The 18,608-nt window shown below is 56.0% G+C and carries 16 protein-coding genes; 8 read left to right on the top strand and 8 right to left on the bottom strand.

Annotated elements, in window-relative coordinates; translation table 11 throughout:
• Positions 1–11: 11 nt before the first annotated feature.
• Positions 12–1,484 (bottom strand): leucyl aminopeptidase, encoded by a 1,473-nt coding sequence (locus H1D41_RS10895; protein ID WP_228848933.1) that lies wholly within the window; start codon positions 1,482–1,484, stop codon positions 12–14.
• Positions 1,485–1,622: 138 nt separating this feature from the next.
• Between H1D41_RS10895 and lptF the strand changes: the two genes are divergently transcribed.
• The 6 genes from lptF (at position 1,623) to rsmA (ending at position 9,302) form a co-directional block, all read left to right on the top strand.
• Positions 1,623–2,747: an LPS export ABC transporter permease LptF gene (lptF, locus tag H1D41_RS10890; RefSeq protein WP_228848932.1), complete on the top strand. Its 1,125-nt coding sequence runs from the start codon at positions 1,623–1,625 to the stop codon at positions 2,745–2,747.
• Positions 2,744–3,898 carry an LPS export ABC transporter permease LptG gene (lptG, locus tag H1D41_RS10885; RefSeq protein ID WP_228848931.1) on the top strand — a complete coding sequence of 385 codons (1,155 nt, stop codon included), beginning with the start codon at positions 2,744–2,746 and terminating at the stop codon, positions 3,896–3,898. The genes lptF and lptG overlap by 4 nt, the downstream gene beginning before the upstream one ends.
• The gene (locus H1D41_RS10880) at positions 3,895–6,081 is read left to right on the top strand and encodes an LPS-assembly protein LptD (protein ID WP_228848930.1); all 2,187 of its coding nucleotides are present in this window, start codon (positions 3,895–3,897) and stop codon (positions 6,079–6,081) included. The genes lptG and H1D41_RS10880 overlap by 4 nt, the downstream gene beginning before the upstream one ends.
• Before the next feature lie 158 nt (positions 6,082–6,239).
• Positions 6,240–7,472, top strand: a complete 1,233-nt coding sequence (locus H1D41_RS10875; protein ID WP_228848929.1) for a peptidylprolyl isomerase — start codon at positions 6,240–6,242, stop codon at positions 7,470–7,472.
• Positions 7,472–8,452: a 4-hydroxythreonine-4-phosphate dehydrogenase PdxA gene (gene pdxA / locus H1D41_RS10870; protein ID WP_228848928.1), complete on the top strand. Its 981-nt coding sequence runs from the start codon at positions 7,472–7,474 to the stop codon at positions 8,450–8,452. Before H1D41_RS10875 ends, pdxA begins: the two co-directional genes overlap by 1 nt.
• 1 nt (position 8,453) lies before the next feature.
• Positions 8,454–9,302, top strand: coding sequence for a 16S rRNA (adenine(1518)-N(6)/adenine(1519)-N(6))-dimethyltransferase RsmA (gene rsmA / locus H1D41_RS10865; RefSeq protein WP_228848927.1), 849 nt, complete (start codon positions 8,454–8,456; stop codon positions 9,300–9,302).
• A 688-nt stretch (positions 9,303–9,990) separates the two neighbouring features.
• On the opposite strand, the gene H1D41_RS10860 is transcribed toward rsmA, so the two are convergent.
• From H1D41_RS10860 to H1D41_RS10825, 7 genes are all read right to left on the bottom strand, one after another.
• Positions 9,991–10,644: a DUF4167 domain-containing protein gene (locus H1D41_RS10860; protein ID WP_228848926.1), complete on the bottom strand. Its 654-nt coding sequence runs from the start codon at positions 10,642–10,644 to the stop codon at positions 9,991–9,993.
• Between the two features lie 260 nt (positions 10,645–10,904).
• Positions 10,905–11,750 (bottom strand): peptide chain release factor N(5)-glutamine methyltransferase, encoded by an 846-nt coding sequence (prmC, locus tag H1D41_RS10855; protein ID WP_228848925.1) that lies wholly within the window; start codon positions 11,748–11,750, stop codon positions 10,905–10,907.
• Complete coding sequence (gene prfA, locus H1D41_RS10850) at positions 11,750–12,799, bottom strand: peptide chain release factor 1 (RefSeq protein ID WP_228848924.1); 1,050 nt, start codon at positions 12,797–12,799, stop codon at positions 11,750–11,752. Before prfA ends, prmC begins: the two co-directional genes overlap by 1 nt.
• 296 nt (positions 12,800–13,095) lie before the next feature.
• A complete protein-coding gene (locus H1D41_RS10840) occupies positions 13,096–13,521 on the bottom strand; it encodes a DUF1499 domain-containing protein (protein WP_228848922.1) in 426 nt (141 codons plus the stop codon).
• Between the two features lie 103 nt (positions 13,522–13,624).
• The gene (gene speB / locus H1D41_RS10835; RefSeq protein WP_228848921.1) at positions 13,625–14,602 is read right to left on the bottom strand and encodes an agmatinase; all 978 of its coding nucleotides are present in this window, start codon (positions 14,600–14,602) and stop codon (positions 13,625–13,627) included.
• 43 nt (positions 14,603–14,645) lie between these two features.
• On the bottom strand, positions 14,646–15,194 hold the full coding sequence (locus H1D41_RS10830; RefSeq protein ID WP_228848920.1) for a pseudouridine synthase: 549 nt from the start codon (positions 15,192–15,194) through the stop codon (positions 14,646–14,648).
• Between the two features lie 71 nt (positions 15,195–15,265).
• Complete coding sequence (locus H1D41_RS10825; RefSeq protein ID WP_228848919.1) at positions 15,266–16,426, bottom strand: M20 aminoacylase family protein; 1,161 nt, start codon at positions 16,424–16,426, stop codon at positions 15,266–15,268.
• Between the two features lie 128 nt (positions 16,427–16,554).
• Here H1D41_RS10825 and mazG point away from each other — a divergent pair, with 128 nt between their 5' ends.
• Together mazG and H1D41_RS10815 are read left to right on the top strand one after the other, a co-directional pair.
• On the top strand, positions 16,555–17,394 hold the full coding sequence (gene mazG / locus H1D41_RS10820; RefSeq protein WP_228848918.1) for a nucleoside triphosphate pyrophosphohydrolase: 840 nt from the start codon (positions 16,555–16,557) through the stop codon (positions 17,392–17,394).
• Between the two features lie 73 nt (positions 17,395–17,467).
• Complete coding sequence (locus H1D41_RS10815; RefSeq protein ID WP_228848917.1) at positions 17,468–18,484, top strand: Fe(3+) ABC transporter substrate-binding protein; 1,017 nt, start codon at positions 17,468–17,470, stop codon at positions 18,482–18,484.
• Positions 18,485–18,608 lie beyond the last annotated feature (124 nt).

The following is an 18,608-nucleotide window of genomic DNA, read 5'->3' as shown; positions in this document are numbered from 1 at the left end:
CGCCTTACAGCTTACACTTCATCCATTAGTCGGTTCAGGGTCATCACGCCCCAGCCACTAGCGCCTTTAGGGGCATAAGCGGTTTCGGTCGGTGTGGAGGCCACGCCCGCGATGTCCAGATGGATCCAGGGCATGTCTTCTTTCACGAAACGTTTCAGGAATTGTGCCGCTGTCACTGAACCTGCCCCACGCCCGCAAGAATTGCGCATATCTGCGATCTTGGATTTCAGCAGCTTGTCATAGGCCGGAGACATCGGCATGCGCCATGCGCCTTCGCCCTCAGCCTCAGCCGCTTTCAGCATCGCTTTGCACAAGTCATCATCATTGGCGAACACGCCCGCATTTTCATGGCCCAGCCCCACAATAATCGCGCCGGTCAGGGTCGCCAGATCAATCATGCCGCGTGGCTCAAACCGTTCCTGCGCATACCAGAGCACATCTGCCAGAACCAGGCGCCCTTCCGCATCGGTGTTGATCACCTCAACCGTGTCGCCCTTCATAGATTTCACGACATCACCCGGGCGCTGCGCCCGCGCGGATGGCATGTTCTCCACCAGGCCAACCAGACCCACAACATTGGTCTTTGCCTTGCGCAGCGCAAGCGCGCGCATCACGCCCGCCACGACACCGGCACCACCCATGTCCATGGTCATGTCTTCCATGCCACCGGCTGGCTTCAGGCTGATACCGCCGGTGTCAAACACCACGCCTTTGCCAACCAGCGCGAATGGGGCTTCGTCTTTCTCACCACCATTCCAGCGCATAACAACGACTTTCGACGGGCTGTCAGACCCCTGCCCAACCGCCAGCAACGTGCGCATGCCGAGTTTTTCAAGTTCGTCTTCTTCCAGGATTTCAACATCCAGACCAATTTCCTGCATCGCCGCCAGGCGGGCTGCAAAATCATCGGTGGTCAGAACGTTTGCCGGTTCATTCACCAGATCACGGGTGAAGAACACACCTTCCGCCACAGCCGCCAGCGGCGCGGCATCACGGGCCACGTCTTCCGGTTTGTTCACCATCATGGTCACATCGCCACGGGTTTCTTCGCGTGGGGCACCACTGTCTGTGCGGTAAATGTCGAATTCATAATCGCGCAGCGCAAGACCGAAAGAGATTTCTTCCGCGCGGGCAATATTTCCGCCCAGAACATGCAGAGCTCCTTTGCCCTTCAGCTTAGCCATCGCAACGCCCGCTTTACGCGCAAGTTCCGCAGATGGACGACGGGACAGTTTCACAACAACCACGGCCTCTGCCGCCATGCCAACCGGATAGGCCAGCAGCTTTGTCTCAGCAGACTTCATCTTTTCAAAAGCTTCATCTTCCGCCAGTCGCGCCAGCGCGCCTTTCATCAGACGGTTCACACGACGTGCGGTGACATCCAGCTTTCCATCTTCGGCAATGAACACCGCCACACGGCCTTCGAGCGCTGCAATTGCATCAATATCGGTTTCTTTAAAATGAATTTCGGTCGGCGTTGTCATCGCTCTCTCTCCTGAAGGCGGCAAGGTTTTTCCTATTGCTACCCCCATGGACGAGGAAACACCAGATAGCAGTTTTACCTGCACAGGAATTCAGCTAATCTGACCGCCAGAGCAACAGGAAACCATAAGGGGCCGGAAGTGGCGCGATTCGACAGATATCTGATTTCGCAGCTGATGGTTTTATTTGGGTTTTTCTCACTTGTGCTGGTCATGGTTTATTGGGTCAACAAAGCAGTTGGCCTGTTTGACCAGCTGATCGCAGACGGACAATCTGCCACGGTTTTTCTTGAATTTTCCGCCCTGACCCTGCCCCGCGTCGTGCAAATCGTCCTGCCGATCTCAGCCTTTATCGCAACGGTTTACACAATCAACCGCCTGTCGCGTGAAAGCGAACTGGTTGTGGTGCAGGCAACTGGCTTTTCCTCTTTTCGGTTGGCGCGGCCTGTCCTGGCCTTCGGCCTGGCTGTGGCGATATTCCTGTCGTTGCTGTCGCACATTCTTGTCCCCGCTGCCGCACGTCAGCTTGCGGAACGCGAATCCGAAATTGCCCGCAATATTTCTGCCCGTTTTTTTTCGGATGGCAGTTTTCTGCATCCGACCGAAGGGCTGACGCTGTATATCCGGGAAATCGAACCATCCGGCGAGATGGTCGATCTGTTCCTGTCTGATCAGCGCAATGCTGCCAGACCAACCACCTATACCGCCCGACGTGCGCTGCTGTTGCGGTCAGACGAAGGGCCGCGCCTTCTGATGTATGACGGCATGGCGCAGACACTGGACCGGGATGCAAACAAGCTTGCGACAACCTCCTTCACTGATTTCACCTATGATATCAGCGCCCTGATTGGTGATTTCGGCAACCGGAAACCCGCTGTCGGCGAATTGACCACAGGGCAGCTTCTGCGTGCAGATCCACGGCTGATCGCGCAAACCGGATCAAACCCCGCCCAGTTCAAAGCCGCAGCCCATGGCCGCATTGCAGAACCGTTCCTTGCGATGGTCACAGCCCTTGTCGGGTTTTCCTGCCTGCTTCTTGGCGGTTTCAGCCGGTTCGGCATCTGGCGTCAGATTGTCTTTGCGGTGGTTCTGCTGGTGGTGATCAAGGTCCTGGACAATGCCGTTGTGGATATCGCCCGCAAAGACAGCAGCCTTGTTGCGCTGATGTATCTGCCTGTTGTTGTGGGGCTTGCCGTGTCAGCCGTGATTTTGTGGATTTCCGAACATCCGGCCCTCTTCCGTCGTCGCCGGCAGGAGGCCTCATGAAACTGCATCTCTATTTTGCCCGACGCTTTCTGATCACATTCACCGCTGTGTTTTTTGTCTTCCTTGGCATTCTTCTGCTGGTGGATGTCGCAGAACAATTGCGCAAATTCGGGGATCTGAATTTGGCTTTCAGCGAAGTCCTGTCGCTGTCTCTGCTGAACATTCCCGCCACGCTGTACCAGATCCTGCCCCTGATCACGATCCTTGCGACGCTTGCGCTGTTTCTGGGGCTGGCACGGTCCAGCGAACTTGTGGTGACACGTGCGGCCGGGCGTTCGGCCCTGCGATCCCTTGTGGCACCCGTGGTGTCTATTTTCCTGATCGGTGCTGTAGCTGTGTCTGTCCTGAACCCGATTGTTGCCGCAACATCCGGCGAATATGAAAACCGGGTCAGTGTCCTGCGCTCTGGTGCGACATCTGCGCTGTCAATCAGCGACGAAGGCCTGTGGCTGCGTCAGGGCAACCCCGATGTGTTGCCTGGTGAAACCAGCGAAACGATGGATCCGGCGACCCCCCGACAGACCGTTATTCATGCGCAGGAAGCAAGCCTTGGCGGCACGCAATTGCGCGAAGTAAGCTTTATAAGCTTTAACGCCCAGGGGTTGCCACTGGAACGGATCGAAGCGGAAAGCGCGATTCTGGAAAACGGATCCTGGCTGCTGACACATGCCAAGATCTGGCCTCTGTCACGGACTTCAGGGTTAACCGTAAATCCGGAACGTGACGCGTCCGAGCACAGCGAAATCACGCTTGCGACCACTTTGACGGAAGAACAGATCCGCGACAGTTTCGCTGATCCTTCGGCTATTGGAATCTGGGAACTTCCGGGGTTTATCACCCAACTTGAAAACGCAGGTTTTGCGGCCCGGGCGCATTCGGTTTTCCTGCATACAGAACTGGCCCTGCCCCTGATGCTGGTGGCGATGGTTCTGATTGGCGCGGGCTTCACGATGCGCCACACCCGGCTTGGCCAGACAGGCCCGATGGTGTTGATGGCCATTCTTCTGGGCTTTGCTTTGTTTTTCCTGCGCAATTTTTCCCGTGTGCTTGGGGAAAACGGCAATATTCCGATTGAACTGGCGGCCTGGGCGCCGCCGCTTGTCGCGATCATGCTTGCGATGGGGCTTTTGTTGCATATGGAGGACGGATGACACCGCCAAAGAAACCAGTTCGCAGCCTTGGTATGGGGCTTGCGATTGCGACCACTGCTTTGTCCTTCTCTCTGGGCACAACAGCCCTGCAGGCCCAAACCGTGCCGACGTCGCGCCCCGTCGCCCAGAACCAGGTCAGCTATGCCAGCCTGATCGCAGATGATCTGCGCCTGGTGGGACAATCCGGGATCGTGGCCTCAGGCAATGTCGAAATATTCCACAATGGTGTCCGCCTTCAGGCGCAGGAACTGCAATATGACCGGCGCAATGAAACCCTGACCCTTGTGGGACCAATCCACCTGACGGACGGCCCCGAGCGGATCATTCTGGCGGATTCCGGTGATCTGTCTGCGGATTTGCGCAATGGCGTGCTGCGGTCTGCCCGCATTGTCCTGGATCAGCAGCTGCAACTTGCCGCTGGTGAAATCGGACTGGTTGACGGCCGCTATGCGAGATTGACAGATACGGTCGTGACCTCGTGTCAGACCTGCGCCGAAAATCCTGTACCACTCTGGCAGATCCGGGCGCGTTCCGTAGTGCATGACCAGGAAGGACGTCAGCTTTATTTCGATAATGCCAGCTTCCTTGTCAAAGGTGTCCCGATCCTCTGGCTGCCGCGTCTGCGCCTGCCTGATCCGACCCTGAAGCGCGCCACCGGCTGGCTGTTGCCGGAACTGCGTTCCAGTTCCCGCCTGGGCACCGGACTTGCGACGCCTTATTTCATCCGGATGGGGGATCACCGTGATCTGACGCTGACACCCTGGCTGTCTACGAAAACCAGAACACTGGAAGCCCGCTATCGTCAGGCTTTCCGCACCGGGGATATTGAATTCAACGGTGCCTGGTCATCGGATGATCTTCTGACGGACAACCGCTGGTATCTTTTTGCAGAAGGCAGTTTCGCCCTGCCCCGGGATTACCGGCTTGATTTCGATATCGAGGCCACATCAGACGATGCCTATCTGCTGGATTATGGCTATTCGGGCAAAGATCGCCTGGATTCAGCCATCTCCGTTTCCCGGGCCCGGCGTGACAAATTCGTTCTGGCAGAACTGACACATTTCAACACTTTGCGGTCGAGCGAATCCAACAGCACCCAGCCGACAATTGTCGGAGATTTCCTGCTGCACCGCCGTACGGAACCTGCCTGGATCGCCGGGGAACTGGACTGGCAGATTGAAGGACATACCCACTATCGCAGCTCCAACACACCCGGGGATGCCGGGCGCGATGTTGCAAGGCTCAGTGCGCGCACGGACTGGCGCAATAGCTTCACGCTGAACAACGGTATGGTCTTTGCGACAATGGCCGGCGGCGATCTGGATTACTACACCTATACGGATGAAGCCGCAGGAGAACAGGAAGGCCTGTTTTACACCGGAACAATCGGTGCAGAACTGCGCTGGCCTCTGATCCGGCGTGAACAATCTGGCGTCACGCAATTGCTGGAACCGGTGATGCAGATCTTTTACGGGCGCAGCAACCGCGAGGCCATTCCAAATGAAGATTCCGTATTGCTTGAGTTTGACGAAGGCAATCTCTGGTCTGATAGCCGTTTTGCCGGATCCGACCGTGTGGAAACTGGTCTGCGCAGTAATATTGGTGTCAGCTGGACCCGTCAGGATCCGGCGGGCTGGTCGCTGGCCCTTGTCGCAGGTCGGGTTTACCGCGAAAACGGTATTGCCGCTTTAACCCCAGGATCGGGGCTTGAGGGAACAAGTTCTGACTGGCTGCTTGCCGGGCAGATTAACTTTGCCAACGGGCTGTCCGTTTCCAATCGGGCCCTGTTTGACGATCACCTGGATTTCTCGCGCAATGAAACCCGCATTCACTGGGCGAGTGATCGCGTTTCTCTGGGATCCTCTTATCTGTGGATTGAATCCGCCCCGGCGGAAAACCGGCCTCAGGCTTCTGAATGGGCCTTTGACGGAAGCTATAAATTCAACGACAACTGGACCGGATCTGCTGACTGGCGCTATGATTTCATCAACGACCGCGCCGCACGCATCGGGCTTGGGCTGGAATATCGCAACGAATGTGCGGCGATTGATTTCACCGCGTCCCGGCGCTTTACCCGGACAGATACGATCAAACCGACAACCGATTTCGGGGTTACCGTAAAACTTTCAGGCTTTGGCGTGAACACCGGTGGCAGAACGCTTGCGCGACACTGCAATCGTTAGGTAAAAGAAGGCAACCACAGATCATCAGCCCTGAAACAATGCGTTTCATGTGAAATGACACTTAACAGAGACGGTGACGTCAGACCCCGCAGAGGACAATGGCAGTGAAAATGAATTTCTTTCAGCAAAGAACCGCGCATCTGGCAGGTGCTACTCTGATGAAAACCCGCAACCTTCTGACTGCTGCAGCGCTGGGGGCATTGTCAGTCGTTACCCTGGCTGAAACCGCTTCTGCACAAAACCTTTTTGCCCCGGCGGCAAAGGTGAATGACTCAGTCGTCACCAACTATGAGCTGCGCCAGCGTATCACCTTCCTGCGCCTCCTGCGCCAGCCCGGTGATATTGAAGCAGAAGCCCTGAAAGGCCTGGTCGATGATCGCCTGCGTGCAGAAGCCTCTACACGTGCAGGTATCACCGTATCCGACACGCAGATCGAAGCGGGGATGGAAGAATTTGCAAGCCGTGCTCAGCTGTCACGTGAACAATTCCTCGCGGCAATTGCCCAGGAAGGTGTCGCTGAAGAAACCTTCCGGGATTTCGTATCCTCAGGGATCGCCTGGCGTGAGCTGATCGGCGGGCGCTATGCCCCGCGCGTTCAGATCACCGAAGCTGAAATTGACCGTGCCCTTGCCCTTGCTTCCGGCAGCGGTGGTGTGCGTGTGCTTCTGTCTGAAATCATTATTCCAGCCCCGCCCGAAGCCATTGATCAGGCCCGTGCAGAAGCCCTGCGCATCAGTCGCAGTGTCTCTTCTCAGGCAGGTTTCGCAGCCCAGGCCCGCGCTGTATCAGCGTCTCAGTCCCGTGGGCGCGGTGGTCGGATTGACTGGCTGCCGATCGGCAACCTGCCACCTGCAATCCGCAGCCAGATCCTGGCGCTTTCCCCGGGTGACATCACGGCCCCTATCGAAGTCCCCAATGCGATTGCCCTGTTTATGCTGCGCGCGGTTGAGGAAACCGACGCGGCAGAAACCGAAGTGGTTTCAGTGGAATACGCCCGTTATTTCATTCCGGGTGGACGCACTGAAGCTGCGCTGAACCAAGCCGCGAAAGTCATCAATACGGTCGACAGCTGTGATGATCTTTACGGCGTAAATCTGGGGCAGGATGCCTCACGTCTGCAGCGCGATACACTGGCCATTGCCGATGTGCCGGATGACATTGCCCTGGAAGTGGCCCGTCTGGATGACAATGAAATTTCAACGAACCTGACAGTTCAGACAGAGGCTGGTCCTCAGCTTACGGTTCTGATGCTGTGTGGGCGCGTGAACGCAATTGTCGAAGACACATCACGCGAAGAAGTGCGCGGCCAGCTGCGCCAGCAACGTCTGGGCTCATATGCAGACAGCCTGTTGGCAGAGCTGCGCGCTGACGCCACAATTACTTACGAATAATGGCTGATCTTCCCATTGCCCTGACCTGCGGTGAACCCGCAGGTATTGGCCCCGAACTGGCGGAAACGGCCTGGCAGGAACTGCGCACAGACGGACCGGAATTCTTTCTGATCGGGGACGCGAACCACCTGCCCGGCAATGTGCCCCATAAGCGCATTGATGACCCGACAGAGGTTGCAGATATATTCCCGAATGCCCTACCCGTCCTGCATCAGGACTTCGGCGCCCCGCGCCGTCCGGGCGCGCCGGACCCAATCCATGCAAAAGGCGTGATCAACGCAATTGAACGCGCTGTGTTTCTGGCACAAAGCGGCCAGGCAGCGGGCCTCTGCACCCTGCCAATCCACAAGAAAGCCCTGAAAGATGGGGCTGGTTTTGCCTTTCCGGGACATACCGAATTTCTCGGGCATCTGGGCAATGTCGATCATGTCGTGATGATGCTGGCCTCGCCCCTGCTGCGCGTGGTGCCTGTGACAATTCATATTGCGCTGTCTGATGTTCCGAAGGCGCTGACCCCGGACCTTCTGGAAGACACCATCCGCATTACGCACGAAGGCCTGAAACGCGACTTTGGCCTGAGCGCCCCGCGTCTTGCCATTGCCGGCCTCAACCCGCATGCAGGTGAAGGTGGCGTGATGGGACGCGAGGATATGGACCTGATTGCGCCGGTTCTTGAAAAGCTGACACAAGAAGGGCTGAATCTGCGTGGCCCCCTGCCCGCTGATACTATGTTCCACGCCCGCGCCCGCGAAAGCTATGACGCCGCGATTTGCATGTATCACGACCAGGCGCTGATCCCGATCAAAGCGCTGGATTTTGATCGCGGCGTGAATGTCACCCTGGGCCTGCCCTTTGTACGCACGTCACCCGATCATGGCACCGCGTTTGATATCGCAGGCAAAGGTCTTGCCAATCCGGCTTCAACACTCGAAGCCCTGCGCCTTGCCGCAAAAATGGGCGCTGCCCGAAAGGACGCCTGACATGGCCACCATCGACAATCTGCCCCCCCTGCGCGACGTGATTGAAACCCACGAACTGGCTGCAAAGAAATCACTGGGGCAGAACTTTCTTCTGGATCTGAACCTGACCTCAAAAATTGCCCGATACGCAGGCGATCTGTCCGGCTGTGACATACTGGAAATCGGCCCTGGCCCTGGTGGCCTGACACGGGGGCTGTTGGCAGAAGGTGCGCGCAAAGTTCTGGCGGTGGAAAAAGACAGCCGCTGTATCACCGCCCTTGAAGAGGTGCAGACAGCCTATCCCGGAAAACTGGACGTGATCAATGCTGATGCGCTGGAAATTGACGTGTCTAAGCACTTGCAAGCCCCCGTGCGTATCGTTGCAAACCTGCCTTATAACGTGGGCACGGAATTGCTGGTGCGTTGGTTGACGCCGGATGTCTGGCCACCGTTTTGGGAAAGCCTGACACTCATGTTCCAGAAGGAAGTGGCAGAACGCATCACCGCAGCCCCTGGCAGCAAAACCTACGGGCGGCTTGGCATTCTGGCGCAATGGCGTTGTCAGTGTCAGACCGTGATGACCCTGCCCCCAGAGGCCTTTTCCCCACCCCCGAAAATCCATTCTGCGGTTGTGCATCTGAAACGCCGGGAAGAACCTTTATTTCCCGCGGATCCCAAAGTTCTGAACCGTGTCGTCGCCCAGGCCTTCAACCAGCGTCGCAAAATGCTGCGATCGGCGCTGAAAAACTTCGTACCGGATATGGAAGATCATATTGTAGCTGCAGGTCTGAAACCAACCGACCGTGCGGAACAGATTGACATTGAAGGCTTCTGTGCGCTCGCCCGGCAGATCGCCCCGCATATGCGTTAAGGGTAACCTGGTCCAAACAATATTCTATGTTCTCAGCTCACGATTCAGAGGAATGTTATCCAATATCATGGGGCTGTTATTGAGCTACGCATATTCATCAGCAAGAGTGGTCTTGTCACAGGATTAACCTGTGGAAACGACAAAAAGCGAGTGAATACAATGAGTATTAGACATCAAATCACGTCAGCATTTTTTGCTGTTACAGCAACTTTCGCATCAGTCACAACGGCCAGTGCTCTGAGTGAATGCAACGCACAAGGGCATTGTTGGGATGTTGTTGTATGTTCTGGTAACTACCCATGCTCTATCGCACCTCCTACTGGAGCAGTCATGATAGATGGCCCCGATGGTTCAGCCACAGTCGGGGTTAGCTCAGTTGCTGTCGGCATCGACACGGCCACTGTCGGAGCTAACTCAGCTAAGATCGGAGTGAGTTCAAGAGCCATCGCCCTACCGTTGCAAGGTGAGGTTCAGATCGAAGAGTGATCGTTTATTGTGATGGCTTCGAGGGCCATCACTTTACATCAACTCTACGGTTATGCTTTTTACGACTTGCTGCCCCTGCGTTCAAACAACAGAGTGTGCAAGGCATTTAGGGTAAACGCGGTCCCGGCCTGAAGTTGACAAAAATCGCAATATAACAAAAAACCCGCCTGTTTTGAGGCGGGTTTCGATATCTCAACGTCCGTTACTCAGCCGCTTCCGGGCTGTCCGGGGTGTCGCCTTCGGACGCCTTCTTCGGGGCGCGACGGCGGGGCTTTGGTTTGGCATCTTCCACGGCAACGCCACCCTCCGCATCCTCTGCCGCCGGTTTGCGACGGCGGGGTTTGCGGGCCGGTTTTTCTGCGGCTTCCGGTGTATCCACAATCTCAGCTGATGGTGCGTCAGTGATAAAAGACGGCAGATCCGGCTGAGGTGCCTCAGATGGATCAATCACATCCGCAGGCCCGGTTGACTGCACAGCAGCAGGTTGCGGCGCATCTGCCGCATCCTGGCGGTTATCACGCTGTTCTTTACGCGCTTCATGCCGGGCATCACGTTGCGCCTGGCGTTCACGGTGCTGTGCTTCCTGTTCCGCGCGGCGGGCTTCCTGTTCGCGGGTCGCATCGCCCAGCAGACGGATATAATGTTCCGCATGCTGCTGAAAGTTTTCTTCGGCCACACGGTCGTTGGCCAATTGCGCATCACGGGTCAGCGCCTGATATTTATCAATAATTTGCTGCGGGGTGCCACGCACTTTGCCTTCCGGACCGGAACTGTCGAACACGCGGTTGACGTTATTCCCGTTGGAATTGCGATTGCGGTTCGACTTACCACGCGAGCGTTGTTTAGATGATCTCATTTTTAATCTTCGCTAAACTTCAGATGTATTGGCCTGAGTGTTTCTCATATCGTTGCCGCAACCGCGCGTCTTGCGTGGGGTCATCATCGACCGGGTCAAACAATGTTCTGGCTTACAGCAGATCAGAGCGCCATGGGCTCTCGCCTCTGCTGATACAGGAGTAACCATGCACCTAAGCGCATTACAAGGATAAACTTAAAGAAATGCTGAAAATTTGCGAGTTTTGGCCAATTTGGACGGGAATATGGCAGGAATCGCGATCAGACCGGCATTTTCCCTGCCACCACACGATCCCGCCCGTCCAGATCCTTGTGAATCTGAACATCAGTCAGGCCCGCCACCTCAAACATCAGCTGAATCGCCTGCCCTTGCGTCAGGCCACATTCCACAGCCAAAAGCCCGCCTGGTGACAGATAGTCCTGTATCTGCGCAGTGATGATCCGGTATGGGGCAAGCCCGTCATTCTCTGCATTTGGATAAGGTGTCAGGGCGATATGGGGTTCGTGGTCAAAGACTTCCGGTTGCAGATCCTGCATTTCCGCGCTGGTGATATAGGGCGGATTGGACAGGATCAGATCATAATGACCTTCAGCCTCACCAAACCAGTCGGATTGTTTCAGTTCAAGCCGCCCTGCCACCCCATGGGTTTCGGCATTTCGTTTTGCAACCTCAAGCGCATCAACAGAAATATCAAAGGCCTGCCCTGACAGATCTGGACGTTCAGCTAACACAGAAACTGCAATTGCGCCCGATCCGGTGCCCAGATCCAGCAGGCGCTTTCCCGGATGTTGCAACGCAATTTCCACCAGACGTTCAGTTTCGGGGCGCGGATCCAGCACAGCGGATGAGACATGGAAGTCACGTCCGAAAAACGCCCGGGTCCCTGTGATATGGGAAACCGGCACGCGACAGAACCGCTGCTTGATCGCGCTCTCAAATCGGGCCCGCGCCACATCAGAAATATCATCCCCAAGGGCAAGCGTCAGTCGTCCCGGTTCAACCTGCATAGCCCAGGCCATCAGGCGACGTGCATCGTTGGCGGCCCCGGGAACAGCGGCCTCTTTCAGCTGCTGAACACCCTGAAACAAGACTTCCTGGGCGCGCATCACAGATCCTCAGCAGCCAGGCGTTGCGCCGTATCATCGGCGTGCAGCGCGTCGATGAACTCATCCAGATCCCCGGCAATCACCTGATCCAGCTTATAAAGTGTCATATTGATGCGGTGATCGCTGACGCGTCCCTGTGGGAAGTTATAGGTGCGGATACGTTCCGACCGGTCACCAGACCCCACCTGCCCTTTGCGTGCCTCTGATCGTTCATCATGCAGTTTCTGACGTTCCAGATCATACAGCCGGGTCTTCAAAACCTGCATCGCGATTTCACGGTTGCGGTGCTGAGATTTCTCAGAACTCACCACAACAATTCCGGAAGGAATATGGGTGATCCGTACGGCGGAATCTGTGGTGTTCACATGCTGCCCGCCAGACCCTGAGGCACGCATGGTATCAATCCGGATATCACCGGGATCGACTTTGATATCGACATCCACCGCTTCGGGCAGCACGGCAACCGTCGCCGCAGATGTATGAATACGCCCGCCGCTTTCGGTTTCAGGCACGCGCTGCACCCGGTGCACACCGCTTTCAAATTTCAGCCGCTGAAAGACGTTTTCGCCCTTCACATGAATGACCGCCTCCTTAATGCCACCAAGTTCCGAAACGCTTTCTTCCAGCACGTCAAACTTCCAGCCGCGTCCTTCGGCGTAGCGTTGATACATACGCAGCAGATCCCCGGCAAACAACGCTGCTTCATCCCCACCGGTGCCGGGACGGATTTCAATCATCGCGGGGCGTGCATCAGCTTCATCCTTTGGCAGCAAAGCCACCTGAAGCGCCTGCTCCTCCACCGGCAGACGTTCGCGCAGCAAGGGCAGTTCTTCTTCTGCCAGTTCCTTCATGTCCACATCTTCCAGCATGGCTTCGGCTTCAGAAATATCCTCAAGCAACTGCTTATAGGCCTGTACCTGTTCAACAAGCGGCCGCAGTTCAGAATATTCGCGTCCAAGCGCTGCAATATCGCCAAGGCCAGCGTTCATCTGCGCTTCGACATATTCAAATCGCTCGGTAATGCGGGAGAGTTTATCAAAAGGAACCATGTCTATCCCTTCAGCTATTTGCCGGATTTGGTCAAGGGCACGATCCGTGCTATCGTACCACCATGAGATATATTGCCCTGATTTTTATGTTCACGGCAGCCCCTTTGCAGGCGGATGTCACCGGGCCGGGTGGCCGCGTTATTGATTGTTATTGTACAGATACATCCGGCGCACGACAGGAGCTGGGAGAGGAGATCTGCCTGTATGTGGATGGCCGTGCCTTTATGGCCCGCTGTGAAATGTCGCTGAATGTGCCCATGTGGCGCGACACTGGTGATCTTTGCCTCAGTTCGCGCTTACAACCGCGCAAGGGTCAGCCAGTTCAGAATACGCCGCTGATTTACCCCGAGATCTGACTTCCCAAACCGCAGGTGGCCATGAATGTGCAGATGATCGCCCGAGACCCAGATATTGGTCGTATCCGGGAACCCCCAGAAATGGGTTCGCGTGACAAAGCTGATATGTCCCGCGTCCAGGCTGCCACCCAGATGGGTGGTACGGGCGTTCTCTTCAATGATCCGCACCAAACGCGCCATAGCTTCGGCCATGGGTTCATCCGGCTGGCGCACAGCTTCAAACCCACCATCTGTGCGATAATCGCCCACCTCAGTTTTCGGGTAACTCTGCAAATGAAAATCTACCGCCTCATGCGGCACGTGACGCACATAAAAGCGTACAATCAGAACAGCCGTCAGAAGCCCCGCCAGAAACCATGTCATCATTTTTATCTTCCTTTGCAAAGATTTCAGGCCTCCGGCGGGAGTATATTAAGCAAGATGAAAAGGATCTGAGCCAGCCCCTTCATCTTGCCTCAAATACTCAAACTCAGAGTTCGCCGCGCGCGCGTTTACCCCAGCCGTAAAGGCACAGCAATTCGGTTGCCACATGGGCCCCGGCCACGGCTGTTGCGCCGGTGGTGTCGTAGGATGGGTTCACTTCAACCACATCCATACCAAGCAGGTTAATACCACGCAGCCCGCGCAGCATCGTTGCGGCCTGTGCGGACGTCAGACCACCCCAGACCGGCGTACCTGTGCCCGGCGCGTAAGCCGGATCCAGTGCGTCGATGTCAAAGGTCAGATAAGTCGGGTGATCGCCCATGATTTCTTTGATCTTAGCAACGGTCGCCTCTGGCCCAATCCGGTGTACTTCCGGCGCATCAATGATGTTCATGCCCATTGGATCTGGATTGTCTGTACGAATACCCACTTGCACGGAACGCTTGGGGTCAATCAGCCCCAGTTTGATGGCTTTGTAGAACATTGTGCCATGGTCGATACGCTCCATGTCATCGTCTTTCCAGGTGTCGCCGTGGGCATCAAACTGCAAAAGCGCCAGAGGCTTGCCGAATTTCTCGGCATAGGCTTTGAGGATCGGGAAACTGATATAGTGATCACCACCCAGAACCAGGCTGGCGGAACCAGCATCAAGGATCTTCGCGATATGGGTCTGCAACGTTGCCGGGAAATCCTGGATCTTACCGTAATCAAAGGCCATATCGCCATAATCCGCGACATTCATGTCGTTCATCGGATCAAAATCCCATCCATAGGGTTTGTCCGGCGCCTGAAGGCTGGAGGCCTCACGGATCGCGCGCGGCCCAAAACGTGTGCCGGGGCGGTTGGTGACGCTCTGGTCAAAGCAAATGCCTGTCACGGCCACATCTACGTCTGTCAGGTCTTTGGTGTATTTGCGGCGCAGAAAGCTGGGTGCGCCCGCAAAGGTCAGCTCATTTGACAGGCCCCGGTGGCTGTCGCGGGTGATGGCCATATCTTCGTGATTTTTCGCGTCTTCCAGTGACATTTCATCCCCTCCCGGATAATATGATCAAATTATTTAACGCCCTTTATGCGTCACGCCATGTCCCGGTTTCAAGCCCTTCCATTGTCCAGTCCCCAATTGAATAGCGAATAAGACGCAAACAGGGATGTCCAACCGCCGCACACATGCGCCGCACCTGGCGATTGCGCCCTTCTGTAATCGTCAGGCGCAACCAGCTGTCGGGCACAGATTTACGCACACGGATCGGTGGGGTGCGCGGCCAGAGATCTTCGGGTTCCTCCATCAGATCCGCTTTTGCCGGACGGGTCACTCCATCCTTCAGAGACACGCCATCGCGCAGAGCCTGAAGGGCTGCCTGATCCGGCGTACCTTCCACCTGAACCCAATATGTCTTTGGTTTCTTAAATTTCGGACTGGCGATGCGGTTTTGCAGCTTGCCGTCATCCGTCAGCACAAGCAGCCCTTCGCTGTCCCGGTCAAGCCGACCGGCGGCATAGACCTTTGGCACATCAACATAATCGGACAGCGTTTCGCGCTTGCTGCCCTCTGTGCCCTTATCGGTAAACTGGCTGAGAACGCCAAAAGGTTTGTTCAGCAGGATCACACGAGACATCAGCACAGCCTTTCAGTGGGTCGACCGGAGTTTTTGAAAAACTCCGGTCCGGAATTTTCGTAAAATTCCGTTTACGCAGGTTGCGCAGTTTCCACAAGCTTTGCAAAGAAGCTTGCCCCAAGCGGCGCAACATCATCGTTAAAGTCGTAGTTCGGATTGTGCAGCCCTGCGCCTTCACCGGTACCAAGGAACAGATAGGATCCGGGACGCGCCTGCAGCATGTAAGAGAAATCCTCTGCCCCCATGCCGCCAATCGCATTCGGATCTACTTTATCCGGGCCCACCAGATCCTGTGCAACTTTAGTGGCAAAGGCGGTTTTCTCGGGCGTGTTCACCGTCGCCGGATAACCGCGTTCATAGTTCAGCTCTGCCTCAACCCCGTAAGCCGCAGCGGTTCCTGCCACGATCTCACCCAGGCGGGCTTCAACCATGTCCTGAACGTCTGTTTCAAAGGTACGCACAGTGCCACCGACAAAACCATCATCTGCAATCACATTATCGGCGCTTCCCACATGGATTTGGGTCACAGAAACAACCACTTCCTGCATGGTATAGTGATTGCGGCTGACAATGGTCTGGATCGCATCGACCATGGCCACAGCGGCCACCAGCGGATCTTTGGTTTCCTGCGGATAAGCCGCGTGACCGCCCTTGCCTTTGATGTTAATCTCAAACGTATCGACGGCCGCCATCACAGGGCCAGGTGTCGCGGTAAAATACCCTTCCTCAAGGCCGGGAATGTTGTGAATGCCGTAGACCTGACTGATGTCGAACGTATCCATGATGCCTTCATCCACCATCACACCAGCACCGCCGCCGCCTTCTTCCGCCGGCTGAAAAATCAGCGCAACGCGGCCAGAAAAGTTGCGGGTTTCAGCAAGATAACGTGCGGCCCCCAGCAGCATGGTTGTGTGGCCATCGTGCCCACAGGCATGCATCTTGCCTTCCACAGTGGAGGCATGTTCAAGCCCGGTGGTTTCCTGCATTGGCAGCGCATCCATATCCGCACGCAGACCAATGGTCGGGCCGTCAGATTTGCCCTCAATAATCGCGACGACACCAGATTGCGCGATACCCGTGTGAATATCGGCAACGCCAAATTCCTTCAGGCGTTCCACCACAAATGCAGCGGTTTCATGGCAGTCAAACTGCAGTTCCGGATGCATATGCAGGTGGCGACGCCAGGTTTTCATATCCTCGGCATAAGCAGCAATTCGGTTGATCACGGGCATGGTTTTATCCTTTGTGGGGTTTGCGCTAACTTCCTTTGAAACCCCGCCCGGCGCAAGCCCGTATTCTCACGGCAGTTGGCAAGCCCGCCCCCCTCTGTTACCGAAGCATTAATATGAAAGGACAGCCCATGGCCCGCGATTATTCTGCTTCCGATGCAATTGTTCACACCCCTAGCGGCGGGATGGAACGGCTACGTGAAATCATGCGGCGTCTGCGCGACCCTGAAAGAGGCTGTCCCTGGGATATTGAACAGACGTTCGCCACCATCGCCCCTTACACGATTGAGGAAGCCTATGAGGTCGCGGATGCGATTGAACGGGAAGAATGGGGGGAACTGAAGGGGGAGCTGGGCGATCTGCTGTTTCAGTCGGTGTTTCATGCACAGATGGCCGAGGATGCCGGGCTTTTCACCTTTGAAGAGGTCGCGGACACGATGTCCGACAAGATGGTTGCCCGCCACCCGCATGTCTTTGGCGATGAGAGCCGCGAGAAATCCGCTGAACAGCAGACCGCGGATTGGGAACAGATCAAAGCAGCAGAACGGGCAGATCGTGCGGAAAAAGGGGCGCTGGACGGTGTGGCTGTTGGCCTGCCAGCCCTGCTGCGTGCGTATAAATTACAGAAACGCGCGGCCAGGGTAGGCTTTGACTGGCCGGAAACCACCCAGGTGTTGGATAAAATTCGCGAGGAATGCGACGAGCTGGTCGAAGCCCGCGACACCCTGACCCAGGCAGAGGTTGAGGAAGAAATGGGAGATCTGCTATTTGTCATGGCCAATCTTGCCCGTCACCTGGGGGTGGAACCAGAAGCCGCTCTGCGTGCTGCCAACAATAAATTCACCAAACGTTTTGAAGGTGTTGAAGCGCATCTTGCATCCATGGGAAAGCGTCCGGAAGACAGTAATCTGGAGGAAATGGATGCGCTTTGGGACCGCGTGAAAGCGGAACAACGCCAGACATCTGACTAAAACATTCAGATATTGACCTGAGTAAATCAGTCAGATTAAAAAGACGCGAACCTGTACTGATGGAGCGCGTCTGATGTCCGCACTGAAACCCACCCTGTTTGCCAGCACTCTGCTTGCTGTTGCTGCCCCTGCATCTGCAGAGGAAGTGAATATCTATTCTTACCGCCAGCCCGAGCTGATCAAACCCCTGACCGATGCGTTCACCTCTGAAACCGGCATCGATGTAAATGTAGTGCATCTGAAACAGGGTCTGGTAGAGCGCCTTCAGGCAGAAGGCACGCGCTCCCCTGCGGATCTTGTGTTCACCGTGGATATTTCCCGTCTGAACGCGGTTGTGGAAGCCGATCTGACCCAGAGCGTCGAAAGCGATGTACTGAACGCAAACGTGCCTGATCTCTATCGTGATCCGGAAGGTCGCTGGTTTGGCCTGACCACCCGCGCACGTATTGTCTATGCCTCTCGCGATCGCGTCGCTGAAGGTGAAATCACCACTTATGAAGATCTGGCTGATCCGAAATGGGAAGGCCGTATCTGCACCCGGTCCGGTACCCATGCCTATACGGTTGCTCTGACTTCTGCCATGTTGCACCACCATGGTGAGGAAGAAACCCGCGCCTGGCTTGAAGGTGTGAAAGCCAACCTGGCCCATCCGCCCGAAGGCAATGACCGCGCACAGGTAAAATCCATCTGGGCCGGTGAATGTGACATTTCGCTGGGCAACACCTATTACATGGGCAAAATGCTGAGCAATGAAGAACAGCAGGCCTGGGCGGATTCTGTGCGCATTGTTTTCCCGGAATTTGAAGACGGCGGCACCCATGTGAACGTGTCTGGCGTGGCGATGACGGCGCACGCACCAAACCGCGAAAATGCGCTGAAAATGATGGAATTCCTGACCTCTCCGGCAGCGCAGGAAATCTATGCCGAAGCCAACTTTGAATACCCGATCGCACCGGGTTCCACCCCGGCGGAACTGGTTGCAAGCTGGGGCGAATTCACGGTGGATGACGTGAACCTCATGGACATTGCACAACAGCGCGGCGCGGCCCTGCGCCTGACGGAAGAAGTCGACTTCGACGCGGGCAACTGATCCGCTTTATCGGATCAGATCCGTTCTGAAAGTTTCCCTGACTGGCCCGTGGTATTTCTGCGGGCCTTTCTTTTGCCCGGAAGGCTCCCGCCGCCCTCCAGACAGCAAAGCTGTATTTCAGGCG

Source organism: Halocynthiibacter styelae, from assembly GCF_016123485.1.
Taxonomy (GTDB): Bacteria; Pseudomonadota; Alphaproteobacteria; order Rhodobacterales; family Rhodobacteraceae; genus Halocynthiibacter; species Halocynthiibacter styelae.
Note: the sequence above shows the minus strand (reverse complement) of the source record. Positions and strands in the feature narration are given on the sequence as shown.